This window comes from Rhodoferax sp. GT1R46 (genome assembly GCF_056521285.1).
Genome location: NZ_JBWMBC010000001.1, coordinates 435894 through 460620, shown reverse-complemented (window position 1 = coordinate 460620; position 24727 = coordinate 435894). Strand labels below are relative to the sequence as shown.

General features: G+C 60.8%; 23 protein-coding genes and 2 pseudogenes. 17 read left to right on the top strand and 8 right to left on the bottom strand.

The genetic code is table 11. From position 1 onward, the window contains the following. Positions 1-49 precede the first annotated feature (49 nt). The 3 genes and pseudogenes from arsB to AC097W_RS02220 all read right to left on the bottom strand — a co-directional run. Complete coding sequence (arsB, locus tag AC097W_RS02230) at positions 50-1069, bottom strand: ACR3 family arsenite efflux transporter (protein WP_479600637.1); 1020 nt, start codon at positions 1067-1069, stop codon at positions 50-52. A gap of 12 nt (positions 1070-1081) precedes the next feature. Next, positions 1082-1630, bottom strand: a complete 549-nt coding sequence (locus tag AC097W_RS02225; RefSeq protein WP_479601279.1) for an arsenate reductase ArsC — start codon at positions 1628-1630, stop codon at positions 1082-1084. A 66-nt stretch (positions 1631-1696) separates the two neighbouring features. After that, positions 1697-1879 (bottom strand): annotated as a pseudogene (locus tag AC097W_RS02220) (ArsR/SmtB family transcription factor); the annotation flags it as partial. 68 nt (positions 1880-1947) lie between these two features. On the opposite strand from AC097W_RS02220, the gene arsC reads away from it, so the two are divergent. Both arsC and arsH read left to right on the top strand, forming a co-directional pair. Next, positions 1948-2403 (top strand): arsenate reductase (glutaredoxin), encoded by a 456-nt coding sequence (gene arsC, locus AC097W_RS02215; RefSeq protein ID WP_479600632.1) that lies wholly within the window; start codon positions 1948-1950, stop codon positions 2401-2403. Further along, the gene (gene arsH / locus AC097W_RS02210; protein WP_479600628.1) at positions 2400-3110 is read left to right on the top strand and encodes an arsenical resistance protein ArsH; all 711 of its coding nucleotides are present in this window, start codon (positions 2400-2402) and stop codon (positions 3108-3110) included. The genes arsC and arsH overlap by 4 nt, the downstream gene beginning before the upstream one ends. A gap of 49 nt (positions 3111-3159) precedes the next feature. Here the strand turns inward: arsH and AC097W_RS02205 are convergent, their stop codons facing one another. Further along, positions 3160-3606, bottom strand: coding sequence for an SRPBCC family protein (locus tag AC097W_RS02205; RefSeq protein WP_479600623.1), 447 nt, complete (start codon positions 3604-3606; stop codon positions 3160-3162). Positions 3607-3760: 154 nt separating this feature from the next. Here AC097W_RS02205 and AC097W_RS02200 point away from each other — a divergent pair, with 154 nt between their 5' ends. From AC097W_RS02200 to AC097W_RS02180, 5 genes are all read left to right on the top strand, one after another. Continuing rightward, positions 3761-4504 (top strand): sulfurtransferase, encoded by a 744-nt coding sequence (locus AC097W_RS02200; RefSeq protein WP_479600619.1) that lies wholly within the window; start codon positions 3761-3763, stop codon positions 4502-4504. Beyond that, positions 4494-4706, top strand: a complete 213-nt coding sequence (locus AC097W_RS02195; RefSeq protein ID WP_479600617.1) for a sulfurtransferase — start codon at positions 4494-4496, stop codon at positions 4704-4706. Before AC097W_RS02200 ends, AC097W_RS02195 begins: the two co-directional genes overlap by 11 nt. A gap of 112 nt (positions 4707-4818) precedes the next feature. After that, positions 4819-5556 (top strand): hypothetical protein, encoded by a 738-nt coding sequence (locus AC097W_RS02190; RefSeq protein WP_479600616.1) that lies wholly within the window; start codon positions 4819-4821, stop codon positions 5554-5556. 107 nt (positions 5557-5663) lie between these two features. After that, entirely contained in the window at positions 5664-6272 is a 609-nt protein-coding gene (locus tag AC097W_RS02185) for a methyltransferase (protein WP_479600615.1), read from the top strand. Between the two features lie 263 nt (positions 6273-6535). Further along, a complete protein-coding gene (locus tag AC097W_RS02180) occupies positions 6536-6925 on the top strand; it encodes an RNA recognition motif domain-containing protein (protein ID WP_479600614.1) in 390 nt (129 codons plus the stop codon). A 67-nt stretch (positions 6926-6992) separates the two neighbouring features. Here the strand turns inward: AC097W_RS02180 and AC097W_RS02175 are convergent. The 3 genes and pseudogenes from AC097W_RS02175 to AC097W_RS02165 form a co-directional block, all read right to left on the bottom strand. Then, a pseudogene (locus tag AC097W_RS02175) lies at positions 6993-7376 on the bottom strand (bifunctional protein-serine/threonine kinase/phosphatase); the annotation flags it as partial. Between the two features lie 192 nt (positions 7377-7568). Then, entirely contained in the window at positions 7569-8189 is a 621-nt protein-coding gene (locus tag AC097W_RS02170) for a PP2C family protein-serine/threonine phosphatase (protein ID WP_479600613.1), read from the bottom strand. Between the two features lie 69 nt (positions 8190-8258). Then, positions 8259-9587, bottom strand: a complete 1329-nt coding sequence (locus tag AC097W_RS02165; protein ID WP_479600612.1) for a type IV pili methyl-accepting chemotaxis transducer N-terminal domain-containing protein — start codon at positions 9585-9587, stop codon at positions 8259-8261. Between the two features lie 344 nt (positions 9588-9931). Between AC097W_RS02165 and nirB the strand changes: the two genes are divergently transcribed. From nirB to AC097W_RS02115, 10 genes are all read left to right on the top strand, one after another. Continuing rightward, the gene (gene nirB / locus AC097W_RS02160) at positions 9932-12388 is read left to right on the top strand and encodes a nitrite reductase large subunit NirB (RefSeq protein WP_479600611.1); all 2457 of its coding nucleotides are present in this window, start codon (positions 9932-9934) and stop codon (positions 12386-12388) included. Positions 12389-12471: 83 nt separating this feature from the next. Continuing rightward, positions 12472-12858 (top strand): nitrite reductase small subunit NirD, encoded by a 387-nt coding sequence (nirD, locus tag AC097W_RS02155; RefSeq protein ID WP_479600610.1) that lies wholly within the window; start codon positions 12472-12474, stop codon positions 12856-12858. A 34-nt stretch (positions 12859-12892) separates the two neighbouring features. Next, positions 12893-15706 (top strand): nitrate reductase, encoded by a 2814-nt coding sequence (locus tag AC097W_RS02150; RefSeq protein ID WP_479600609.1) that lies wholly within the window; start codon positions 12893-12895, stop codon positions 15704-15706. 42 nt (positions 15707-15748) lie between these two features. Beyond that, entirely contained in the window at positions 15749-16654 is a 906-nt protein-coding gene (gene ybiB, locus AC097W_RS02145) for a DNA-binding protein YbiB (protein WP_479600608.1), read from the top strand. Beyond that, positions 16651-17448, top strand: coding sequence for a uroporphyrinogen-III C-methyltransferase (cobA, locus tag AC097W_RS02140; protein WP_479600607.1), 798 nt, complete (start codon positions 16651-16653; stop codon positions 17446-17448). The genes ybiB and cobA overlap by 4 nt, the downstream gene beginning before the upstream one ends. A gap of 102 nt (positions 17449-17550) precedes the next feature. Further along, positions 17551-19968: a penicillin acylase family protein gene (locus AC097W_RS02135; RefSeq protein ID WP_479600606.1), complete on the top strand. Its 2418-nt coding sequence runs from the start codon at positions 17551-17553 to the stop codon at positions 19966-19968. 67 nt (positions 19969-20035) lie between these two features. Continuing rightward, positions 20036-21067 carry a potassium channel family protein gene (locus AC097W_RS02130; RefSeq protein ID WP_479600605.1) on the top strand — a complete coding sequence of 344 codons (1032 nt, stop codon included), beginning with the start codon at positions 20036-20038 and terminating at the stop codon, positions 21065-21067. A gap of 31 nt (positions 21068-21098) precedes the next feature. Beyond that, entirely contained in the window at positions 21099-22346 is a 1248-nt protein-coding gene (locus tag AC097W_RS02125; RefSeq protein ID WP_479600604.1) for a BaiN/RdsA family NAD(P)/FAD-dependent oxidoreductase, read from the top strand. Between the two features lie 159 nt (positions 22347-22505). Further along, positions 22506-22718 (top strand): 30S ribosomal protein S21, encoded by a 213-nt coding sequence (rpsU, locus tag AC097W_RS02120; protein ID WP_105262375.1) that lies wholly within the window; start codon positions 22506-22508, stop codon positions 22716-22718. 101 nt (positions 22719-22819) lie between these two features. After that, positions 22820-23281 (top strand): GatB/YqeY domain-containing protein, encoded by a 462-nt coding sequence (locus AC097W_RS02115; RefSeq protein WP_479600603.1) that lies wholly within the window; start codon positions 22820-22822, stop codon positions 23279-23281. Between the two features lie 24 nt (positions 23282-23305). Here AC097W_RS02115 and pmbA read toward each other — a convergent pair whose 3' ends face one another. Then, entirely contained in the window at positions 23306-24724 is a 1419-nt protein-coding gene (pmbA, locus tag AC097W_RS02110) for a metalloprotease PmbA (protein WP_479600602.1), read from the bottom strand. Positions 24725-24727: the final 3 nt, after the last annotated feature.

The following is a 24727-nucleotide window of genomic DNA, read 5'->3' as shown; positions in this document are numbered from 1 at the left end:
TCGCACTCCGGGGTTTAACTGGAATTGACCCACAGCAAGTCAAGCGCTCTTATGTTCGCTCGTACCAGGACTTGCTGTTATTGACCACGTACACCACCAGCAGCATGACCGGCACTTCAATCAACACACCGACTACCGTTGCCAGCGCAGCCCCCGAGTTGAAGCCAAACAAGCTGATGGCAGCGGCCACCGCCAACTCAAAGAAGTTGGAAGCGCCAATCAAGGCAGAGGGGCACGCAATGTTGTGCTTTTCGCCCACCGCCCGGTTCAGCCAGTACGCCAACGCCGAATTGAAGACCACCTGAATCAAAATTGGCACCGCCAACAAGGCAATCACCAACGGTTGTTTCAAAATAGCCTCCCCCTGGAAGGCAAACAGCAGCACCAGCGTGGCCAGCAAGGCGGCAATCGACCAGGGGCCGATTTGAGCCATCACCGCATCAAACGCGGCCGCCCCCTTGGCCAGCAATGACTTGCGCAGCAGTTGCGCCAGGATGACCGGAATGACGATGTACAGCACCACCGAGGTGAGCAAGGTATCCCAGGGCACCGTAATGGCAGAAAGACCCAGCAAGAACGCCACTAGAGGAGCGAACGCGATCACCATGATGCTGTCGTTCAGGGCCACTTGCGACAGCGTGAACAGCGGGTCGCCTCCCGTCAATCGGCTCCAGACAAATACCATGGCGGTGCAAGGCGCCGCCGCGAGCAGTATCAGCCCGGCTATGTAGCTGTCCAGCTGATCTGGTGGCAGCAGGGGCGCGAACCAATGCCGGATGAACAGCCAGCCCAGAAAAGCCATAGAGAAAGGCTTGACCAGCCAGTTGACGAACAGAGTGACTCCAATGCCCTTGATGTGCTTGCGCACTTCGCCCAAGGCGCCAAAGTCCACCTTCAACAGCATCGGAATGATCATCACCCAGATCAACAGGCCCACCGGCAAATTGACCTGGGCAATCTCCATGCGGCCAATGGTCTGAAATACACCGGGAAACATCTGCCCCAATGCGATACCTACGACGATGCACAAGAAAACCCAGGCCGTCAAAAAGCGCTCAAAACCGTTCATGGCTCCATCCGTCTATGTGTTGGCCAATTGGCGGGCGCTGGTTTGCAGCATGGATGCTTCCAGTTTGGCCTTGGGCAGGCTGCACAGCAATTCGAGCCGGTGCTTGATGGCGTGCATGGTTTTGCGGAAGGCTTCCCGCTTTTCTACCTCGGGCGCGTCACCCTCGGACGGATCGGGGTATCCCCAGTGGGCCGTGGCGGGATGCCCTGGCCAGAAAGGACACACTTCTCCAGCGGCGTTGTCACAAACCGTGATGATCAGATCCATGTGGGGCGCATCAGGCAGCGCAAATTCATCCCAGCTTTTGCTGTACAAACCTTCTGTAGAAATACCCGCCGCTTGCAGAACCTGCAAACCCAGAGGATTGGGTTTCTGGTTTTCGCGTGGGCTGCTCCCGGCGGAATACGCCTTGAAGCGGCCATCGGTCATGGCATTCAACAAGGCCTCGGCCAAAATACTTCGGGCCGAGTTGTGCGTGCACAAAAACAGGACGTTGATGGGCTGAGTGTCGGTCACTTCGCAGGACGCACCCTGGCAACATTGCTCGGTGAGATAGCCCATCAGTGCATTCATCGCCGCGAAGTTGGTCCGGTAAATCAGGTTGCGGCCACGCGGCTCCACATCCACCAAACCGGAATGCGCCAGCTCCTTCAAATGAAACGACAGGTTGCTCGGAGCCACTGCCAGTTGTTCGGCCAGGGTGGATGGGGTCAACCCGTCCTTGCCCGCAACAACGAGTGCGCGAAATGCCCGCAGACGCTGGGTTTGGGCCAGGGCGGCTAAAGCGACAGTCACTTGTGATTCATTCATGTTTCGATAATACAATGAATCTTGAATCAATTCATATTTTTTTTGTAGACCCACCCCCTCCACGCGCCATGACCACACCCTCACCCAACGACACCGCAAGCAACGTCGTGATTTATCACAACCCCCAATGCGGCACCTCGCGCAACACCCTGGCCATGATCCGCAATACCGGAGACGAGCCGCAAGTCATTCTCTACCTGGAGAACCCTCCATCGAAAGCTACCTTGCTTGAACTGATCTCGGCGATGGATATCACCCCGAGGGCGCTGCTGCGAAAAAAAGGAACCCCTTATGAGGAGCTGGGTCTGGACGACCTCCAGTGGACCGACGACCAACTGGTGGAGCACATGCTGACCCACCCGATACTGATCAACCGCCCCATCGTGGTCACCTCCTTGGGTGTGCGACTGTGCCGCCCCTCTGAGGTGGTCCTGGACATACTGCCCAAGCCGCAAACGGGGGCATTTGTCAAGGAAGACGGGGAGCGGGTGGTTGATGCACAAGGCCGCGGCGTCACACCATGACTGAACTGCCCAACATCGCCGTGGAACTGTTCGACATTCCGACCGCCAGCAAACTCTCCGTTGCCCGTCCATCCGACCACGCGCCCAGAATCCTGCTTCTGTACGGCTCTTTGCGTGAGCACTCGTACAGCAAGCTGCTGACGCTGGAAGCGCAGCGCCTGCTTCAGGCGATGGGCGCTGAAACACGGGTGTTTGATCCTGCGGGACTGCCCCAACCGGACGGCGCACCCGACAGCCATGCCAAGGTGCAAGAACTGCGGGCGCTTGCGGCCTGGTCCGAAGGTATGGTCTGGACTTCGCCCGAGCGCCACGGCGCCATGACCGGAATTCTGAAGTCACAAATCGACTGGATACCCCTGAGTGTGGGCGCGGTGAGGCCAACGCAAGGCAAGACCTTGGCGGTAATGCAAGTCTGCGGCGGCTCGCAGTCGTTCAACGCCGTGAACCAGCTGCGCGTACTGGGGCGCTGGATGCGCATGATCACCATCCCGAATCAGTCCTCGGTGGCCAAAGCGTTTCTGGAGTTTGACGATGCCGGGCGGATGAAACCCTCGTCGTACTTCGACCGGGTAGTGGATGTCATGGAGGAGCTGATGAAATTCACGTTACTCACCCGCGATGCGGCACCGTACCTGGTAGACCGTTACAGCGAGCGCAAGGAGGGCGCTGAAGCGCTTTCCACGCGGGTTAACCAGCGCAGCATTTGACCAGCAGAAAACCCATCAATCGACGCGGAGAGGGTGATCCGACACGGGGTTAATCCTGAATATCAGGCTCAACAAGATTCGCAAGCTGTGCCAGTGACTCCTGCCAACCAAGGTAGCACATCTCCACAGGAATCACTTCGGGCAATCCTTCCTGCACAATGTGCAACTCGGTGCCGCACGAGACTGCCTTCAAGGTTACCGTGACCTGAATTTCGCCAGGCAGGTTGGGATCATCGAATTTATCGGTGTAGCGAATGCGTTCGTTTGGCACCAGCTCCAGATACTCTCCGCCGAACGAGTGCCCGTGTCCTGTCGAAAAATTCTCGAACGACATCTTGAACGTACCGCCGACCCTGGCATCCAGGTGTTGAATCTTGCAGGTAAAACCATACGGTGGTATCCACTTGGCCATTGCGTCGGCATCCAAAAAGGCGCGGTACACCTTTTCTGGTTTTGTTCGAATGACGCGATGCAGCCGGACTGTACCCGTAGTCATAATAGTTCTCCTCGGTTAGGGTGTTGGGCATCGCGCGTTGGGTGCCCCGTCAACCCAAGGAAATTCTAATGAAGATTTCTGACGGCCGCTTATTTGCTGGAATCCAATAGAGATGCGTGGGTCAACTACAGAAATACGCCCGTTTGGCCTACCCATGTACCCCCCATCTCACCAACGCAATGTCCCTAGCGGGTTCCGCCACGATCTCATGCGCTGGCAGCAACTGGTCAGCGCAGTGTGGCTGGCAGCCTGGTTGCGGCGGGACCCCATTGAGGCCGCGCCCGCGGGCGAATGGCGGCTTCTGGAGATCGGCTGTGATGGCGCCAAAACATTTCTCTCCAGCCACATTCCGGGCGCGGGTTACCTCGACACCACCGAGCTGGAACAAGCGCCATTCTGGAACAAAGTGCACGACACGAAGCTGCTGCAACTTTTGCTGCGTCATGGAATTCGCCATGACACGACCGTGGTTTTATATAGCCGCAATACCCTGATCGCCGCCCGTGCGGCCCATTTTTTTCTGTATGCCGGGGTACGGGATGTGCGCCTGCTGGATGGTGGTTTTTCAGCCTGGTGCCAGGCAGGCTTGCCCCTGTCCACCGAGATGCCCAGCATGCCTGAGGCGGTCCGCTGTTTTGGAGCCCCCTTTCCCACAAACCCGGCTTACCTGATCGATACGCAGCAGGCCAGGGCCCTGCTGCAACAGACCAACGGGGTATTGGCGAGCATTCGCACCCGCAATGAATTCGTGGGCAAAACGTCAGGCTACAGCTACATCACGCCTGTGGGCGACATTGCGGGCGCGCGCTGGGGTCATGCCGGCAAAGGCAGTGATGTCAACAGCATGAGCGATTTCCAGCATGCCGACGGCACCCTGCGCGCAGCCCATGACATCTGAAGCGCTGTGGAAAAATGCGGGCATCCACCGCGACCAGCAGGTTGCGTTTTACTGCGGCACGGGCTGGCGCGCCCCGCTGGCGTTTTTCTATGCCTGGCTCATGGGGTGGAAGCAGATCAGTGTGTATGACGGCGGCTGGTTCGAATGGAGTGCGGACCCCGGCAATCCGGTCGCGCGGAGAACTGAGGCAGTATCCAATTGACTGCCCCTTCAATGGAAATCAGGCGCGCGTTCTGGTGGCCATTCAGGCTCCAAAGCATGACGACTAATCCTTGGCCTTTTTTTGGAACCCCAGCCTCACTACACTGACCCAGATGAGCCCTCATCCCAAACAGCATCGTGTGCACAACGACCTGACTTCCTATTTTTGGAGTGGCGATGCCATCCGCAGCCGAAGCGTCAGTGAAGTAGTGCTGTCAGGCAGGCTCGACGTGCCCATGCCCCCGGTCCGTCTCCATGCAGACTGGCAAAGGGAAATATCACGATTGAACCTGGAGCCCGGAATCGTCGAGGCATTGCCCTTGGCAAGAGCCCGCGCGCGCTGGCCGGACTACGCGTGCAGCGTTCAGGCGGTTTCCAATTGGATGCGTGCACTCGGGCTGCATGAAATAACCGCCTCCAATGATGTCGCCCTCATGGTCTGCCGCGGAGCGAATTACCACCACGATGGTGCGGACTATGGCGGAGCGGCCTTTTGCAATCTATTTCTGAGCGAGGACAGGGGCTTGGACTTGCATTTTCCATCCATAGGTCATCGAATCCCACTGACCCGGGGTACGGTTGTAATTTTCGACACTGGCCAGCCTCACGCCGTGATTCAACGCCATAGCAGCGGCTTTTCCGTAACCGACTTTCCACCCGAACAGGATTGGACTCAACTGTTCCTGACCTGGGAGCTTCCCATCGAAGATGCGCATGTTGCGCACGCACTCCAAGTCACCTTTGACGACGATTCTGCAACCTCGTCGCTACTGGGTGAAGAGCAAATCTGGATGGGCGGCGCACCAGCCGTTGTGTGCCCGAATTCTGGTCGGTGGTGCACGACGGACTGATCGGCGGGTCGCAATCCGGTGCGACAATGCCCGGGCAGCCGACACACCCTAGGCCATACTCACGACTAATGCCCAGCGATCGGGCACACCAGCAACAAGGAGCAGGCGTGAAGTCAGCAAGTGACCAATGGTTTGACGAGGCGTACTACCAGCGCTATTACTTCGACAAGAAGACCAGCGTGGTCGACCCTGAGCATGTTGAGCGACTGGGCGCTTTCGTGTGCAGCTACCTCAAGTACCTGCGCGTGCCCGTCAAGCGGGTGCTGGATGTAGGCTGCGGCATTGGCCTGTGGCAGGGTGCCGTGGCCAGGCACTTTCCAGACGCCAGTTACCACGGTGTGGAGTACAGCGAATACCTGTGCGGGCGCTTTGGGTGGGAGCGCGGATCGGTGGTGGACTACCCGTGCGACCAGCCGTTTGACCTGGTAATCTGCCAGGGCGTGCTGCCCTACCTGAGTGCGGCAGACCTGCAGCTTGCATTGCGCAACCTGGGCAAGCTCAGCCGGGGCGCGCTGTATGTCGAAGCCGTGGCGCGCGAGGACTATGAGCGCGGCACCCTCGACGAAGAGCTGACCGACCCCCGCCTGTTCCGCCACCGGGCACAGCTGTACCGGCGCGGCTTGTCGGAGGGCTTCCAGGAACTGGGTGGCGGCGTATGGCTGAGCCGCAAGGCCGAGGTGCCGTTATTCGAACTCGAATGCACGGGCGGCCGTTGACCATAGCCGATACATCCCTTACTCCGGGTATTGGCGTGACGAACGTGGCAACACACAAGCCTCCAAACAACGATTCCTGGTGCCAATGCAAATATAAATTCGCGAAAAATAGGCATGGCGTATCATCTACGGTGTATTGCTGAGTTATCAGTAACACTGGTTTGCGGTGAATGTCAGTCTCGCGTCTGCTTTAAGTCTTCATTGGTTTGTTGTTTTCGGTTTTGGACTCCATCGCGTTTTAAGTTATTTTTAGGAGTCCTATCATGGGCAACAAACTTTACGTAGGCAACCTGCCTTATTCTTTCCGTGACGAAGATCTGCAACAAGCATTCGGCGAACACGGTACCGTCACCAGTGCCAAGGTCATGATGGAACGTGACACCGGACGCTCCAAGGGTTTCGGCTTTGTGGAAATGGGTGATGACGCTCAAGCACAAACGGCCATCAACGCCATGAACGGCCAACAATTCGGCGGTCGCGGTCTCGTTGTGAACGAAGCCAAACCGATGGAAGCTCGTCCTCCCCGCAGTGGCGGCGGATTCGGCGGCGGCGGCTACGGCGGTGGCGGTGATCGCTCCGGCGGCGGCGGCTACGGCGGTGGCGGTGATCGCTCTGGCGGTGGTGGTTATGGCGGTGGCCGTAGCAGCTACTAAGCAGCGAACGGGTTCATCCCAGCAAAAAAAGGCCCTTCGGGGCCTTTTTTTACGCCAATCCATTGGCTTACTTGGGCAGGAATAGCAACCAGAAGACCAGCATCACATTGAACAGCAGGCTCAACCCCAACGCAAGTTTCCACACCGCCGTGGGGTCGCGTTGCAGCAATGGTGTGGATTGCGGTGCATTCAAGGGCCGCGCAGCCCCCCGCTCCAGCGCCAGCAGCAGTTCTTCGGCCGTCTCAAAGCGCTGACGTCTATCTCTGGTAGGGCAGCACATCGCCATAGGGGATTTTTCCGCCGCACAGCAGCTGGTGTCTACCACGCTGGCTTGGATGGCAAAGACCCATTACTCGGGGTTCATGTAGCTGGGACTGCCGGCATGCAGAAAACGGGCCGCCTCAAGCTCGCGCCCGCTCAGGGCCACGCCCAGGCCCAACGCGCGCGGCCTGCGTGGCCACGCCAACGGCCTGGGGCAGGCTGAAACGGTGGTGGCGGTCCAGCATCTGCTGCAGGGTTTCCCCGGCATGCCAGTCGTACAAAAGATAAAGCCGCTGGGCGATGTGGATACCGCTGTGCCTTGCGCCAATGCCACCAAGTTGCTGGATGCACGGCTGAACTGCATGCGCGTGGCCAGCCAGGCCTAGTGTGCCAGCATGGCGCGCTCTTCCACATCGCGGACGCGCTGGGGGTGCAGGGTTTTGATGGCATACAGCTTGCCACGGCACGCACCCTGCGCAGGGGCCAGCTCACTGACCTGGTAAACGATGTTGATGCCGTTGTCCGCCACCACAGCGGTGACGTTGTCCAGGCTGCCGTGTTTGAGGGCCTGCTCAATCAGGGCTTCACTCATGTTTGTTGCATCGGGCAGTTTTGCAAAGTCGGGGAGTCGTTTGGCCGGCACCTTGTTGTGTACGCCGTCGGTCAGCAGCACAAATACGTCTCCCACCTGCACATCGCCCTGGCTGTAGTCCACCACCAGCCGGTCTTCAATACCCACAGCGCGCAGCAGGTAGGCGCGGTTGTCCCTCTCGTGGGCCAGCGTATAGGACTGACCGCGTACCACCAGCGCAGTCAGGGTCGTGAGGCCCACCACAGGAGCGCGGCGGTGGTTGATACCCGCCAGCCACGCGTTTTGCGCGGCGATGGCGCCCAGGGCCTCTTGGCCAGGCTCGGGCAGCATGGCGGCCACGAAATCTTCGTTGCGGTCTTTTTTGCCCGCCTGTGAGGCGAAGGCGAAGCCGATGTCGATTTCAAATGCCATGCACCACGATACGCAAGTTTGGCACCCACTTTTGGTGCATCGCAATAAATCAGGCTGCGGTGCGATCGCTCAACTGCCCGCCAGCAGGTGCATGCCGCGCTCGTAATGGGCCGATAAGGCCTCAAACCCATCCAGCAGCTTTTCACTGGCCGCGCCAAGGCCTTCGAGCCGGGTCAACTGCTCCGGGGCCGCCACACGCCGTGCATCCTTGAAGGCCGCCAGCATCTGCAGCCAGCCAATGCCTGCGGCCTCCAGCAAGCTGCGTATCTCGGAGGTGCTCAGGGGCAAACCATTGAGGTAAGTCAGGGCCTGCTCAAAAGCGGCCCTGGACTCGGCCATGCCGGCCTCAGCGCGCTGCGCCAGCGGGTCATCATTGGGTGCTCCCAGCACCGCCAACACGGCATATTTGGCGAACCGCTGCGAGAGCATGCGCTGGCGCCCAGCAATATTGAGCACCTTCAGCGGCGCCGTCAAACCGGCACCCTCCAGACTGGCCGTGAGGCGCTCAGCGCCTTGCAGAAGAAGCTCGGCCAACTCATCCGCCAGCGTATAAGAAGCGGTATCTGAGCCCGCCTGCCCTGGCGATACGGTGCCCATCAGCACCGGCTTCAACCGCGCCCAGGTCTGTACGATTTGCGCCAGAAGGTCGCCATACGTGGGTTGCGAAAGAATTTTGCCCAGATGCGACAGATTGCCATCGACGCGCTGCACTGAATCCTGCAACTGGGCACTGGACTGGGCTGCATCGACTCCCGCCAGCCGCAACCAATGCAGCTTGACCAGCCGCTGTGACAGCATGCGCAGCTGCCCCGACCGGTTCACGGCCTCTGCAAAATGCGCTGAATGAATGATGTGCTGCGACACCTGGCCCAAGCGCTGGTTGGTGTGCATGGAGGCCGTGCGCAGAATCTGGAAGGCATCGTCGTCCGACACCCCGCGTGCGTGCATCAGGATGCCCTTGGCACGGTCCACCATCTTGCGTTCTTCAAATCGCACGGAGATGTCCTGCAAGGCATCGCGCTGCGCCTGCTCACGCCGAAACCGGGCCTGGGCCAGGTGAATCAGCGGGCGCAGGCGGTTGGCGCCATAGCCGTTGACCACATAGGCGTGGATGCCGGACTCGGTGGACTCGGCAATCGCGCCGGCGTCGGTGTCGCTGGTGAAAACGACTACAGGGCATGGCGCGGTCTGGACAATCACCTGGGTGGCAGCAAACAGCGCCGGACCGGACTGTGGCGCATCACAAATCACCACATCGGGTGCATGGAGCGCCACCGCCTGCACCAATTTGCTGCGGTCTTGCACCACGGCCAGTACCTCGATACCAGCCGCCGCCAGATCGGCTGCCAACATGGGGGCACCTTGGAGGCCATTCACATAGATCAACGCAGAAGTCATAAAAAACACATTTTGAGAGAGAAAAACCCGTCCTGCTGCATGCAAGTCGCGCACCAGACGCCAGGGGTCTCGCCGTGCAGCATGCCAGCCCGGCTGATCATATGGCACAGGTCTTGCGTAGAGTGTGGCGGGCGTAACGGAGCGTCCAATCTTAGCGATAGCACTGCGGGTTCTGCGTACAGCGACGTACGCAATGGTGTGCCTTACATCGGCTGCAAAGCCGGTTTGCCTGTTCTCAGGTGTGAGCATCATGTCGACCCCTATTTGGTGCACACCCCCTGTTTCTTTTTTTGGCTTGCAGCCTGCGCTCAAGCCATGGCGTATCGATATTTGGAGTGCCCACAATGAAGAAATCAAAATTGGTAATGATCGGCAATGGCATGGCGGGCGTTCGCACGCTGGAAGAGCTGTTGAAAATCTCGCCCGACCTGTATGACATCACCGTGTTCGGCACCGAGCCCTACCCCAACTACAACCGCATCCTGCTCTCCCCGGTGCTAGCCGGCGAGCAGACGCTCGACGAGATCGTTCTCAACTCCTGGGAGTGGTACACCGACAACCACATTACCCTGCACGCTGGCTGGACCGTCACCAGCGTGGACCGTGTGCGCCGCGTGGTGCACGCAGAAAACGCTGCTGGCGAAAAAATCAGCGCCGAATACGACCGCTTGCTGATTGCCACGGGCTCCAACCCCTTCATCCTGCCCATTCCGGGTAAAGACCTGGAAGGCGTTATCGCCTACCGCGACATCGCCGACACCAACGCGATGATTGATGCCAGCAAGAAGTACAAGCGCGCCGTGGTGATTGGCGGTGGGCTCTTGGGTCTGGAAGCGGCCAACGGCCTGATGCTGCGCGGCATGGATGTAAGCGTGATCCACGTGATGCCCACACTCATGGAGCGCCAACTGGACTCGGTTGCCGGCAAGATGCTGGAAAAATCACTACAGGAGCGCGGCCTTCGCTTCTTCATGGGCGGACAAACCCAGGCATTGATTGGCGACCAGGACGACGGCAAGGGTGGCCGCGTGATGGCGCTGCAGTTCAAAGACGGCACCGAAATCCCGACGGATCTGGTGGTGATGGCCGTGGGCATTCGCCCCAACACCGCCTTGGCAGAGGCCATGCGTCTGCATGTCAACCGTGGCATTGTGGTGACCGACACCATGCAAACCGTGACCGACGCACGCATTTACTCGGTGGGCGAATGCGCGGCGCACCGCGGCATTGCCTATGGGCTGGTAGCCCCTTTGTTTGAACAAGGCAAAGTGGCAGCCAACCACCTGGCGATGTTTGGCATTGGCCGCTACACCGGCTCCCTCACCTCCACCAAACTCAAGGTCACCGGTATCGACTTGTTCTCTGCGGGTGACTTCACCGGGGGCGAGGGCTATGAAGAAATCGTCATGAGCGACCCTTACGGCGGCGTCTACAAAAAGCTGGTACTCAAAGATGACAAGCTGGTGGGTGCCTGCCTGTATGGCGACACCGTGGACGGCAGCTACTACTTCAAGCTGCTGCGCGATGGCCGCAGCGTGGCCGACATCCGCGACAAGCTGATGTTTGGCGAAAGCAACATTGGCGATGTGGGCCATGAGGGCCACAGCAAGGCCGCCAGCATGCCCGACACTGCCGAAGTGTGCGGTTGCAATGGCGTGACCAAGGGTGCCATCTGCAAGGCGATCAAGGAAAAAGGTCTGTTCACACTGGACGAAGTGCGCAAGCACACAAAAGCCAGTGCATCGTGCGGCTCATGTACCGGTCTGGTGGAGCAGATTCTGATGTTCACTGCGGGTGGTGATTACTCGGCAACGCCCAAAACCAAGGCCATGTGCAGCTGCACCGACCACGGCCACCAGGCCGTGCGCGACGCCATCAAGACCAGCAAGTTGCTGACCATCGGCGATGTCTTCAAGTTCATGGACTGGAAGACCCCCAATGGTTGCGCCAGCTGCCGCCCGGCCGTTAACTACTACCTGATTTCCACTTGGCCCAAAGAGGCCAAAGACGACCCGCAAAGCCGCTTCATCAACGAGCGCAGCCACGCCAACATCCAGAAGGACGGCACCTACAGCGTCATCCCCCGCATGTGGGGGGGAGAGACCACGGCCGACGAGCTGCGCCGCATCGCGGACGCGGTGGACAAATACAAAATACCGACCGTCAAGGTAACGGGCGGGCAGCGCATCGACTTGCTGGGTGTGAAGAAAGAAGACCTGCAAAACGTCTGGAAAGACATTGGCATGCCCAGCGGACACGCCTACGCCAAGGCACTGCGCACGGTGAAGACCTGCGTGGGCTCTGAGTGGTGCCGCATGGGCACACAGGACAGTACGCAAATGGGCAAAGACCTGGAGCGCGCCATGTGGCGCATGTATGCACCGCACAAGGTGAAGTTTGCGGTTTCGGGCTGCCCGCGCAACTGCGCCGAGGCTGGCATCAAGGACGTGGGCGTGATCGGTGTGGACAGCGGCTGGGAAATGTATGTGGCCGGCAATGGCGGCATCAAGACCGAGGTGGCGCACTTTCTGGTGAAGGTGAAAACCGCCGCGGAGGTGCTGGAGTACACCGGCGCCTTTTGCGAGTTGTACCGCCAGGAAGGCTGGTACCTGGAGCGCACGGTGCATTACGTGAACCGCGTGGGTCTGGACTACGTGAAGAAGCGCATTCTCGAAGACCATGAAGGCCGCAAGGCCCTGTGGGAGAACCTGCAGTTTGCACTGGATGGTGAGCCCGATCCGTGGTTCGATTTCAAGGAAGCGTCTGTGGACACGCGCCAGTTCGACAAGCTGCCCGCTTGAGATCACCAGCCCCTAAAAATGTAACGAAATAGGCCGCTAGCCCCCGTGTGGATTGCGCTGGCAGCTATGAAAGGTATAGCAAGATGACTGAATGGAAAAAAATCTGCTTCGTGACCGACATTCCGGTACTGGGCTCGCGGCGCGTATCCCGCGCCCAGGGGATGGACGTCGCCGTGTTTCGCAACGACCAGGACCAGGTGTTTGCCCTGCTGGACCGCTGCCCACACAAAGGCGGCCCGCTGTCGCAAGGCATTGTGTTCGGCACCAGCGTGGCCTGCCCGCTGCACAACTGGACCATTGGCCTGAAAGACGGCTGCGCCAACGCACCTGACGAAGGCTGCACCCAAGCCTTCCAGGTGAAAGTGGTCGACGGCGCAGTGCACCTGCACAGCACCGAGCTGGCCACGCTGGCGATTGATCTGAAGCCCCCGGTTGCCGGACCGGCGCTCAAGCAAACAACCAGCGCGTGAGTTCAACAACCGTTCGGTCAATGGAATAGTCCTGATGCGCGAAACCAAATCTACCTGCCCTTACTGCGGTGTCGGCTGTGGCGTGATCATCGAATCGCAGGGTGCGCAGATTACGGGTGTACGTGGCGACCCGGATCATCCTGCCAACTTCGGCCGTCTGTGCACCAAAGGATCAACCCTGCACCTCACCGCCTCCAGCGCGGTGACGCAGCAGACCCGCTTGCTGCAACCCCTGCGCCGCATGGTGCGCGGTGAAAAGCCACAGGCAGTGGGCTGGGACGCGGCGCTGGACTTTGCCGCGCAATCGTTTGCCCGCATCATTCGCGACCATGGCCCGGACGCCGTGGGCTTTTATGTGTCAGGCCAGTTGCTCACCGAAGACTATTACGTCTTCAACAAGCTCGCCAAGGGCCTGATTGGCACCAACAATATCGACACCAACTCACGCCTGTGCATGAGTAGCGCGGTGGCCGGCTACAAACAGACGCTGGGCGCCGACGCTCCCCCGGCCTGCTACGACGATGTCAACCACGCCGAGTGCATCTTCATCGTCGGCTCCAACACGGCCTATGCACATCCCATTCTTTTCCGGCGGATTGAAGACGCCAAAAAGGCCAGCCCCGGTCTGAAGATCATCTTCTGCGATCCACGCAAGACCGACACGGCCGAGATTTCCGACCTGTACCTGCCCATTCAGCCCGGCACCGATGTGATGCTGTTCAACGGCATGTTGCACCTCATGCTGTGGGAAGGCTGGACCAGCGCCGCCTTCATCGCCGAACACACCAACGGTTTTGAGGCACTCAAGGCGACTGTGCGCGACTGCACGCCGGAGTTGGTCGCCCAAATCTGCGGCATCAGCAAAGACGCCCTGTTTGCCGCGGCCAAACTGTTTGCCACATCTAAAAGCACCCTCAGCCTGTATTGCCAGGGACTGAACCAGTCCAGCAGTGGCACGGCCAAAAATGCCGCGCTGATCAACCTGCACCTGGCTACCGGCCAGATTGGCAAGCCCGGTGCGGGCCCGTTCTCCTTGACCGGCCAACCCAACGCAATGGGTGGACGCGAAGTGGGTGGCCTGGCAAATTTGCTGAGCGCCCACCGCGATCTGGCCAACCCCGTGCACCGCGCCGAGGTGGCCGCACTGTGGGGCGTGCCCAGCGTGCCCGAGAAGCCCGGCAAGACCGCCGTGGAAATGTTTCAGGCCGCAGCCGATGGCGAGATCAAAGCCCTGTGGATTGCCTGCACCAACCCGGCGCAAAGCATGCCCGACCAGATCACCGTGCGCCGCGCCCTGGAGCGCGCCGAGCTGGTCATCGTGCAAGAAGCATTTGCCACTACCGCCACCTGTGCCTATGCCGACCTGCTGCTGCCCGCCACCACCTGGGGCGAAAAAGACGGCACCGTAACCAACAGCGAGCGGCGCATCAGCCGCGTGCGCACGGCCGTGGCCGCGCCCGGTGAAGCCCGCCACGACTGGTCGATAGCCGTGGACTTTGCGCACAAGTTGGCGGCCCTTTCGGCCGCATCGTCCGGCAAAACAATGTTCCCCTACCCCAGCCCCGAATCTGTCTGGAACGAACACCGCGAATCCACCCGCGGCCGCGATCTGGATATCACCGGCCTTAGCTACGCCCTGCTCGACGGCCAGGGCCCCCAGCAATGGCCGATGGCAGAAGGCCAAACGACGGGCAAAGCCAGGCTGTACGAAGACGGCGTGTTCCCCACGCCAGATGGCCGCGCCCGGTTCGTCAACACCACCTACAAACCCGTGGCCGAACCCCGCGAATCGCGCTACCCGTTTTCTCTCACGACTGGGCGCCTGCGCGACCAGTGGCACGGCATGAGCCGCACCGGCACACTGGGCAAGCTGTTTGGCCACGTGGCCGAACCGGCCATCCAGATGCACCCGCAGGACATGGTCAGGCGCCTGCTGAAAGACGGCGACCTGGCCTACGTCACCAGTAAGCGCGGCTCCATCGTCGTGCCCGTGCAGCCCAGCACCGAGTTGGGTCTGAGCCAGGTCTTTATGGCGATGCACTGGGGTGAAGAATTTTTGAGCGGCGCAAGTGCTACCGGCCAGCGGCTGGCGGGGGTCAACGCCCTGACCACCTCGGCCTATTGCCCGGACTCCAAACAACCCGAGTTCAAGCATGCCGCCGTGAAGGTGCTCAAAGCCGAAATGCCCTGGACTCTGTTGGCCATGGCTTGGCTGCCTGCCGACCAGGCCCTGGCGGCCCGCACCGCGCTGCAAGCGCTGATGGCCCAGTTTGCCTTTGCCACCTGCGTGCCGTTTGCCAACAACAACGTCAAGGACGCCAATGGCCAGGAGCGCACCGGCCTGCTGTTTCGCGCCGCCAACCATGAATCAGTGCCGGATGCAGTGCTGGCTCACATCGAAGCCTTGCTGCAGCTGAATGTCGCCCAGGCACTGCGCTACGCGGATCCCAAGCGGGGCCAGCGCCGCCTGGCATTGCTGCACAGGGGCGACACCACCACGACGCTGGACGGCTTCTTGCTGGCAGGCGACACCAGCGCCCAAAAATGGATTACCACGCTGCTGCAAGACGCCCTGCCCGCCCAAAGTTATGGCCGCGCCTTGCTGGTGCCGGGCGCGACACCGCCGCTACAGGTCGTATCGCGCGGCAAGCCGGTGTGCTCCTGCTTCAATGTGACTGACGTCGCCATCAATGCCCAGCTGAAGGACTGCCGGGGCACACCCAAGGAGCGGCTGGACACGTTGCAGGGTGCGCTGCAATGCGGCACCAACTGCGGCTCGTGCGTGCCGCAGCTGCAGCGCATGGTGCGTGACAGCATGGTGCCCGCGCCGCTGCCATTGGCGGCATAAGCTCATAGCCCAAAGTCATCAAGATTCACGGACAATCTGCCGATGGGCATTGGCAAATACATCAAGGAAATCGGGCGCGGCAAAGACGGCGCCCGTGCGCTCACGCGCGAGCAGGCGACTGATTTGTTCGGGCAGGTGCTCGACGGAGCGGTCACCGACCTGGAAATTGGCGCGTTCTGCCTGGCCATGCGCATCAAGGGTGAAACGGCGCAGGAGATGGCCGGCTTTCTGGACGCCACCCACCAGCGGCTGCACCGCATTCCTGCCGGTGACAAACCAATAGTCGTCATCCCCAGCTACAACGGCGCACGCAAGCTGCCGGTGCTGACGCCGCTGCTGGCCCTCTTGTTGGCGCGTGAAGGGCTGCCGGTTCTGGTGCACGGCACAGCCACCGAGTCCAGCCGGGTTTTCACGTCAGAAGTATTGCTAGCCCTCGCCATACCTGCGCAGACAGCTATCGAATCCATAGCACCAGGCAACGTGGCATTTGTTCCAACTGCGCTCCTGAGCCCCGGCCTGCAACGCCTGCTGGACGTGCGCCGCGTCGTCAACCTGCGCAACCCGGCCCACAGCCTGGTCAAGCTGATGAACCCCTGCGCGGGCAAGAGCCTGCTGGTGACCAGCTACACCCACCCCGAATACGCCGTGTCCATGGCCGAGACGCTGGCGTTGATGCAATCCAACGCCTTGCTGCTGCGCGGCACCGAGGGCGAAGCCGTGGCCGACCCCCGGCGCACACCCAAGATGCAGGGCTTTGTCAACGGCCAGGCCATTGAGCTGCAGGCCCACCAGGCTGGCACGCTGGCCACCCTGCCCGACTTGCCGCAGACCACCGATGCGGCCAGCACTGCCACCTATATTCGCAGTGTGTTGGACGGCACGCAGCCCATTCCCACGCCCATCGCACAACAGGTGGCCCACATCTTGCGTATGGTTGCATCACTATGAAACACGATTTCCCCTACGCCTCCCCCATGGGCCTGGTCACCCTGGTTGGCGCAGGCCCTGGCGACCCGGAACTGCTGACCCTCAAGGCCCTCAAAGCCATTCAGGCGGCCACCGTGCTGCTGGTGGACGACCTGGTAAATGACGCCATCGTGGCCTTTGCTTCACCCACCGCCCGTGTGGTGCATGTGGGTAAACGCGGCGGCTGCAAATCGACCCCGCAATCATTTATTGAAAAGCTGATGATTACCGCCGCACAGGAAGGCGAAACCGTGGTGCGCCTCAAGGGTGGCGACCCCTTCCTGTTTGGACGCGGCGGAGAAGAGGTGGAGCACTTGCAGGCCGCGGGCCTGCGGGTGCAGGTCGTCAACGGCATCACCGCGGGTCTGGCGGCTGTGACATCGCTGGGCGTGCCACTCACCCACCGCGAGCACGCACACGGCGTGGTGTTTGTCACCGGCCATGCCAAGCCGGGCGATACGGGTACCGACTGGCGTGCATTGGCAGCCACTGCCCGTCAAGCCAAATTGACCCTGGTCATCTACATGGGCGTCAGCGGCGCTGCACGTATTCAGAGCGAACTGCTGTCGGGTCTTGCGGCCAGCACGCCGGTGGCCATCATCCAGAACGCCAGCCTGCCGCACCAGCGCCACGCGGTGTGCACGCTGGCTGAGCTGCAAGCCACTATCGAGCGGGAACGCCTGGCCAGCCCCAGTGTGATTGTGGTGGGCGACGTCATTCAGGGCGTTGCGGCTGTGGGTCTGGAATCAGCACCCACGCTGGCACGCACGGCCTGATCCACGTCAACCTCACGCACCTCAAAAAGGCACGGTCGTTCGGTTCTTTGGTGGATACTCTGGTCGCGCTTAGCGCACCAGAAAAATACCAGGAGACCCACGATGCCAAAAATTCTGAAACGGGTAGCAGCCGCAGTGCTCGGACTGCTGCTGGTGGCCGCCCTCGGCGCCTACTGGATGGCGCGATCGTCTGGCCATCCGCAAGTCGACGGCAACATGCAACTCACGGGTCTGTCAGCCCCGGTCACCGTGTTGCGCGACGAGCTGGGCATACCCTACATCTTTGCCGCCAACACGCCCGACCTCATTCGTGCCCAGGGCTTTGTCACCACACAGAACCGGCTGCTGCAAATGGAGCTGTTTCGCGCCACCTGGCGTGGCGAACTGGCCGCCAGCTTTGGAGTCGATGCCCTGCCCAGCGACATCCGCATGCGGGTGCTGGGCATCCAGCGCAATGGGGAGCGCCACGCCGCCAAGCTGTCACCGGAATCCCGTGCTTTCTTCCAGTACTACGTGGATGGCATCAATGCCTACATCAGCAACCATTCGGGCGACCACCCCATTGAACTCAAGGTCGCAGGCCTGACCCCCCGGCCCTGGAGCGTGTCCGATCTGGTGGCGCTGGTGCATTACGTGCACTACACGCACTCGACTAATTTCAAGGCAGAAATCGTTGCGCAGAAGCTGATCGACAAACTGGGCGGCGAACGCGCGGCCGGGATCCTGCCGCTGACCATCAACCCCGACTGGAGCAGCCAGCCCGCAGCGCAGCCCGCGGGTAAAGTGCCGGGTGTGGCCGGACTCAACGTGCAATGGAGCGACCTGGCCATTGCGCCGGATGACCTGAACCACCAAGGGCTGGGTTCCAACAACTGGGCCGTAGGCCCCTCGCGCAGCCAATCGGGCAAAGCCATGGTGTCCAACGACCCGCATCTGGACAACCGCATCCTGCCCGGAACCTGGCACCCGGTGGGTCTGTTCACACCCGACATTCAGGCCGTGGGCGCCGCCCTGCCTGGCATGCCCGGCATCATGGTCGGGCGTACCAAGCACGTAGCCTTTGGTGTGACCAATGCCTATGGCGATGTGCAGGACGTGTACGTGGAAACCATCGACCCTGCCAACCCGGCCCACTACCTGGATGGCGGACGCAGCGTGCCCTTTGAGGTGACCACAGAGACCATCCGGATCAAGGACAAGGCCGCAACCGGTGGCATGCGCGAACAGACCCTCACCCTGCGCTTCACCAAACGCGGACCGGTCATCAGCGACCACGCTGGCATGGGCCCTCAAGGCGACAAGCTGCTGGTGCTGCGCTCCACCGACGCCGAGGTGCTGGGCCCGGTCATTGGTATCGAGGGCCTGCTGACGGCGCCTGATGCCACGGCTTTCGACCACGAGGTGCAAAAGATCGACCTGATGATGTTCAACTTTGTGTTCGCGGACGACAAGGGCACCATTGCGCACCGTGCCACCGGTGCCGTGCCCATTCGCTCCGGGCCTGATGGCGGCCTGCCGCGCTTGGCTCCCGCCGACGGCCGTGACGATTGGACCGGCTTCATCCCCAAGGACCGCATGCCGGGCATGGTCAACCCGGCGCGCGCCTGGGTGGGCACCGCCAACAACGACACGCGCCCCGAGGGCTACCCCTGGTACTACACCAACTATGTCTCCCCCCATTACCGCTACACCCGCATGGGCCAGGTGCTGGGCGCCGCCCAGAAGATGACGGTGGACGACCACCTGAAGCTGATGCAGGATGACCGCAACCTGCAAAGCGATGTCCTGCGCGGTGCCATCGTCGCCGCGCTGAAGGACGACCCCGCCCAGCGCGATCTGGCAGCCATCCTGCAGGCGTGGGACGGAGTGGACCGTGCCGAACAGGCCGCACCGCTGGTGTACCAGACGCTGTACCGCGAGATTGCCATCGGCACCTTCAAGGACGAGCTGGGCGACGCGGTGGTGAACGACATGCTGTCGACGTGGTACTTCTGGCAGCAACGGTTCGATGCCCTGGTGGCCACGCTCGACTCCGTCTGGTTTGACGATGTGAGCACCAAGGACAAGCGAGAGACTCTTGCTGATGTCATTCGGAGCGCCGCACCGCGCGCGCGGGCGCTGATCGAAGCCGAACAGGGCAAGGACCCGGCTGACTGGAAATGGGGTAAGGCCCACACCCTTCGGTTTGTCAGTCCGCTACGGCGCAATGGCACGGGGCAGGAACTGCTGGGCGGGTTCACACTGGAGCGCTCGGGCAGCGGCGAAACCCTGAACCGCGGTGTCTACGATTTTCAGAAGCCCTTTGCCGTCAACTTCTTCGCTTCCATGAAAATGGTGGCGGACCTGGGAGACCCCGACAAGATCGAGGCCATTCTGGCCGGCGGTGTAAGTGAACGCCACTTCCAGGCACACCAGAATGACCAGGCGAAGATCTGGGCAACAGGTGAACGACGGGCATGGTGGTTCAACCCGGCACAGGCCGAAAGCCACGCCAAGTCCCGCCTGACATTGGCACCCTGACGGACGCAATCGCGGCTGCGCGCGCTGGCTACAATTTGTGATGACTTCAAGCCGGGGACAACACACATTGAAAAAGGTCCTGCAGGGCAGGCACTTCTCGGGGCTGATCTACGGCGTGGGCCTGTTGATGCTGGTTCAACTGGTTGGCACGGTCGGGTACCACTTCATTGGGCGCCCCAACGCCACCTGGATTGACAGCTTCTACATGACCTTCATCACCATCGCCACGATTGGCTTTGGTGAAACCGTGGATTTGACCCACCACCCGATGGGCCGCCTGTTCACGGTGTTCATTGCCGTCATCGGCATTGGCACCCTGAGCTACCTGTTCTCCACCATGGTCGCCCTTCTGGTCGATTCGGATCTGAATGAAGGTTTGAGGAAAAATCGCATGGAAAAAACAATCAGCAGACTCTCCGGGCACTACATCGTGTGCGGTATCGGGCGCGTGGGGTCGAACGTTGCCCACGAGCTCGCAAAAACCGGTCGACCGTTTGTGGTGATCGAGAGCAATCGCGTGGTACTGGATGCCTGGCTGGAGCACCACCCGCATGCGCTGTACCTGCATGAAGATGCGGCCGATGACAATGCCCTGCACAAGGCGGGGGTAGCGGCAGCCGCAGGCGTTTTTGCCGTGACCGGTGACGACGGCCACAACCTGATGATTGCGCTCTCCGTCAAGCTGCTCAATCTCAAGGCGCGCGTGGTGGTGCGCTTGCACGACATTCGCAACGAAAGAAAGGCACGCCGCGCAGGAGCAGACGAGATCGTCTCGCCCGACTTCACCGGTGGCATGCGCATCGCCTCGGTCATGGTGCGCCCGCACGTCGTCAATTTCATGGACAAGATGCTGCACAGCGATGAAGGCTTGCGCGTGGAAGAAGTCACCATTCCTGAAAGCATCCCGGTCGCCAAGCTGGGCGAACTGCTTCCCAGGTCAAAGAATTACCTCCTGATGGCCGCCCATGAAAATGGTCAGTGGGTTTTCAATCCAGCCGACGACCACGCCGTCAGGGCCGGATCTGTCCTGGTGTTGATGGCCAGCCCGGGTGGCCGCGGCGAAGTGGAAAAACTGCTGGGCATAGCACCGCCCCCCTAAGTCCGGGGCGGCGGCCGAATACACTGCCCCCATGACTGTTAATGCATTTGATGTGGTGGTAATCGGAGCCGGCGCGGCCGGGCTTTTTTGTGCAGGCGTTGCCGGCCAGCTGGGATTGAAGGTTCTGGTGATCGACCGTGGCGACAAAGTCGCCGAAAAAATCCGCATCTCGGGCGGGGGCCGCTGCAATTTCACCAACCGGGACACCACACCTGCCAACTTTTTGAGTGATAACCCGCGCTTTTGCCGATCCGCACTGTCACGCTACAGTCCCGCCGATTTTCTGGCGCTGATGCACAAGCACCAGATTCCGTTTCACGAAAAGCACAAAGGCCAGCTATTTTGTGACCGATCGGCCGAGGACATCATCCAGATGCTGCTGGCCGAGTGCGAAGCCGGTGGCGTGACCCGCTGGCAGCCCTGCAGCGTCAAAAATATACGCTTTTCGGCCTCCAGCCCCCATGGAAACTGCGCAAGCAGCTATGAAATTGATAGTGACAGGGGCACCATTCACTGCGCCTCCATCGTGGTGGCCACCGGTGGATTGTCGATTCCAAAAATCGGTGCAACCGATTTTGGCTACCGCGTCGCCAAACAGTTCGACCTGCCCCTCATCGCGACACGACCTGCCCTGGTGCCGCTGACGTTTGACGCCGACACCTGGGCGCCCTTTGCCCAGCTGTCAGGCCTGTCGCTACCGGTGCAGATTGAAACCGGAAGCAAAAAAGACAAAGCCACATTTCTGGAAGACCTGCTCTTCACCCACAAGGGCTTGAGCGGCCCAGGTGTGCTGCAAATATCCAGCTACTGGCAACCGAACACGCCGATCCGGCTGAATCTGGCCCCCTCCACCGACGTGGCCGAGGTACTGCAACACGCCAAGGCCACATCCCGCAAGCTGATCGCCAACGAACTGTCCGCACTGGTACCGTCCCGCCTGGCGGATACCTGGGTCGCGCAAGGCGCGGCGCTGGGCCACAACTGGCAGCGCCCGGCCAATGAGGCATCCGACAAGGCCCTGGCGGCGCTGGCCGAGCGTCTGAGCCGTTGGGAACTCACGCCCACGGGCACCGAGGGCTATAAAAAAGCCGAGGTCACTGCGGGTGGCGTAGACACCCGTGCACTGTCCAGCCAGACCCTGGAGTCGCGCCAGCCTGGCCTGTATTTCATTGGAGAAGTGGTGGATGTGACCGGCTGGCTGGGAGGCTACAACTTCCAGTGGGCGTGGGCCAGTGCATTTGCCTGCGCGCAAGGACTGGCAGCAAAGCTAGCGCACTAACTGTGAATACGCCTCTGGAAACGCTATAATCCAAGGCTTTTCTGGCAAACCCTCGTCGGCCAATACTAGTTACAGACGGGGGACATCGCTGAAACGTGGCTTGTGGGGCTCGATCTCCCCACTTGACCAACGCCAGCACTTTTTGGACAACATTACGTAATGACAACCATCCGTGTTAAAGAAAACGAGCCGTTTGACGTCGCTCTGCGTCGCTTCAAGCGCACTATCGAGAAATTGGGCCTGTTGACTGACCTGCGCGCACGCGAGTTCTATGAAAAGCCAACAGCAGAGCGCAAGCGCAAGAAGGCAGCCGCCGTCAAGCGTAATTACAAGCGCATCCGCTCGATGCAATTGCCCAAGAAGCTGTTTTAATCGTCACTGATTAAGACGCCTCTCAAGGCCAAAAAGCTCGCTTGGGGACGCTCCAGCGGGCTTTTTTTCATTTAAGACCCCCACCTTTCAGGAATCACGCCATGTCACTCAAAGATCAGATCTCCGAAGATATGAAAACCGCCATGCGCGCCAAAGACAGCGAGCGACTGGGCACCATCCGCCTGCTGCTCGCTGCCTGTAAACAGCGTGAGGTCGATGAGCGCATCGTGCTGGATGATGTGGCCGTGGTCGCCATTGTCGACAAGCTGATCAAGCAGCGAAAAGACAGCATTGAAGCCTTCACCAAAGCCGAGCGCATGGATCTGGCCGACAAGGAAGCCTCCGAGATGCTGGTGCTGCAGGGCTATTTGCCCCAGCGCATGTCGGCCGAAGAAGTGCTGGCCGAAGTCAAAGCCATCGTGTCTGAACTGGGCGCAGAGCTGGGTCGCGTTGCAGGCCCCGGCGACATGGGCAAAGTGATGGGTGCTGTGAAAGCCAAGCTGGCCGGCAAGGCCGAAATGGGTACCGTGTCGGCCGCAGTCAAAGCGGCGCTGGCGGGCTAAGCCGCCCCAGCCAACCAAGCGGGATCAGCTTCCCGCAACCTTCATGCGGTTGACCAAAATCGAACCCACGGTTTTGGCCCCGTAGTTGTAGGTATCCGCACCCACCGCCTCAATGCCCTTGAGCATAGTCTTCATGTTGCCGGCGATGGTGATCTCGTGTACCGGGTAGGCGATGCGCCCGTTCTCGACCCAGAAGCCGCTGGCACCGCGCGAGTAGTCCCCAGTGACGTAGTTCGTACCCTGCCCCATCAACTCGGTAACAAACAGGCCGGTGCCCAGCTTTTGCAGCATGGCGTCCAGGTCATCCGTGGCCTGGGTCAGGCGCGAGGTGAATGTCAGGTTGTGCGAGCCCCCCGAATTGCCGGTGGTCTGCATGCCCAGCTTGCGCGCTGAATAGCTGCTCAAAAAGTAACCCTGCACCCGCCCGCCGTCGACCACCTGGCGGGCCTTGACGCTCACACCCTCGTCATCGAAGGGAGAGCTGCCTTTGCCGCGCAGAACAAACGGGTCTTCCCGAATGTCAATGTGGCGTGGCAGAACGATCTTGCCCAATGAATCCAGCAAGAACGAACTCTTGCGGTACAGCGATCCACCGCTGACGGCCTGCACAAAAGCACCCACCAGCCCGGCGGCCAGTGGCGACTCAAACAGCACCGGGCACTCGGTCGTGGCAATCTTGCGCGCCTTCAGGCGGCTCAGCGCCCGTTCGGCGGCGTAGCGGCCAATGGCTTGGGGGGAAGCCAGGGCATCGGGGTGGCGCATGGAGCTGTACCAGCTGTCGCGCTGCATATCTTTGCCCTTGCCCGCAATGGGCGACACCGACATCGAATGGCGCGAGCTGGCATAGCCGCCGCGAAAGCCGTGGGTGTGGGCACTGAAAAAATGCGATTGCTGCGCAGACACACCCGCGCCTTCGCTGTTGGTGATGCGTTTGCTGGTGGCCAGGGCTGCGGCTTCGCACTCCAGCCCCAGGCGCATGGCCTCTTCGCTGGTAATTGCCCAGGGGAAGAACAGATCCAGATCGCGCTCCCGGTCAGCGACTGGCGAAATGTCTTTTTCGTCCGGCAGGCTGGCAAACGGGTCTTCGGCGGTAAACCGGGCGATGTCGTACGCAGCGCGCACCGTCTGTTCAATGGCGGCATTGGAAAAATCAGAGGTACTGGCGTTGCCCCGGCGCTGGCCCACGTAAACGGTCACGCCCAACGACTTGTCGCGGTTGCGCTCCACGTTTTCCAGTTCGCCATTGCGCACCGACACGCTCAGGCCGCAGCCTTCGGACACTTCAGCCCCCGCGTCGGTGGCGCCCAGCTTCTTGGCTTGCGCCAGCGCGGTGTCCACCAAGGATTCAAAAAACGGGCGACTGTAGGCAAAACCACTGTCGGCCGGCTTGGTGGAGGAGGCGCCTTTTACGGCGGATTGGGAGGAAGAGTGGGGTTTCGTCATAGC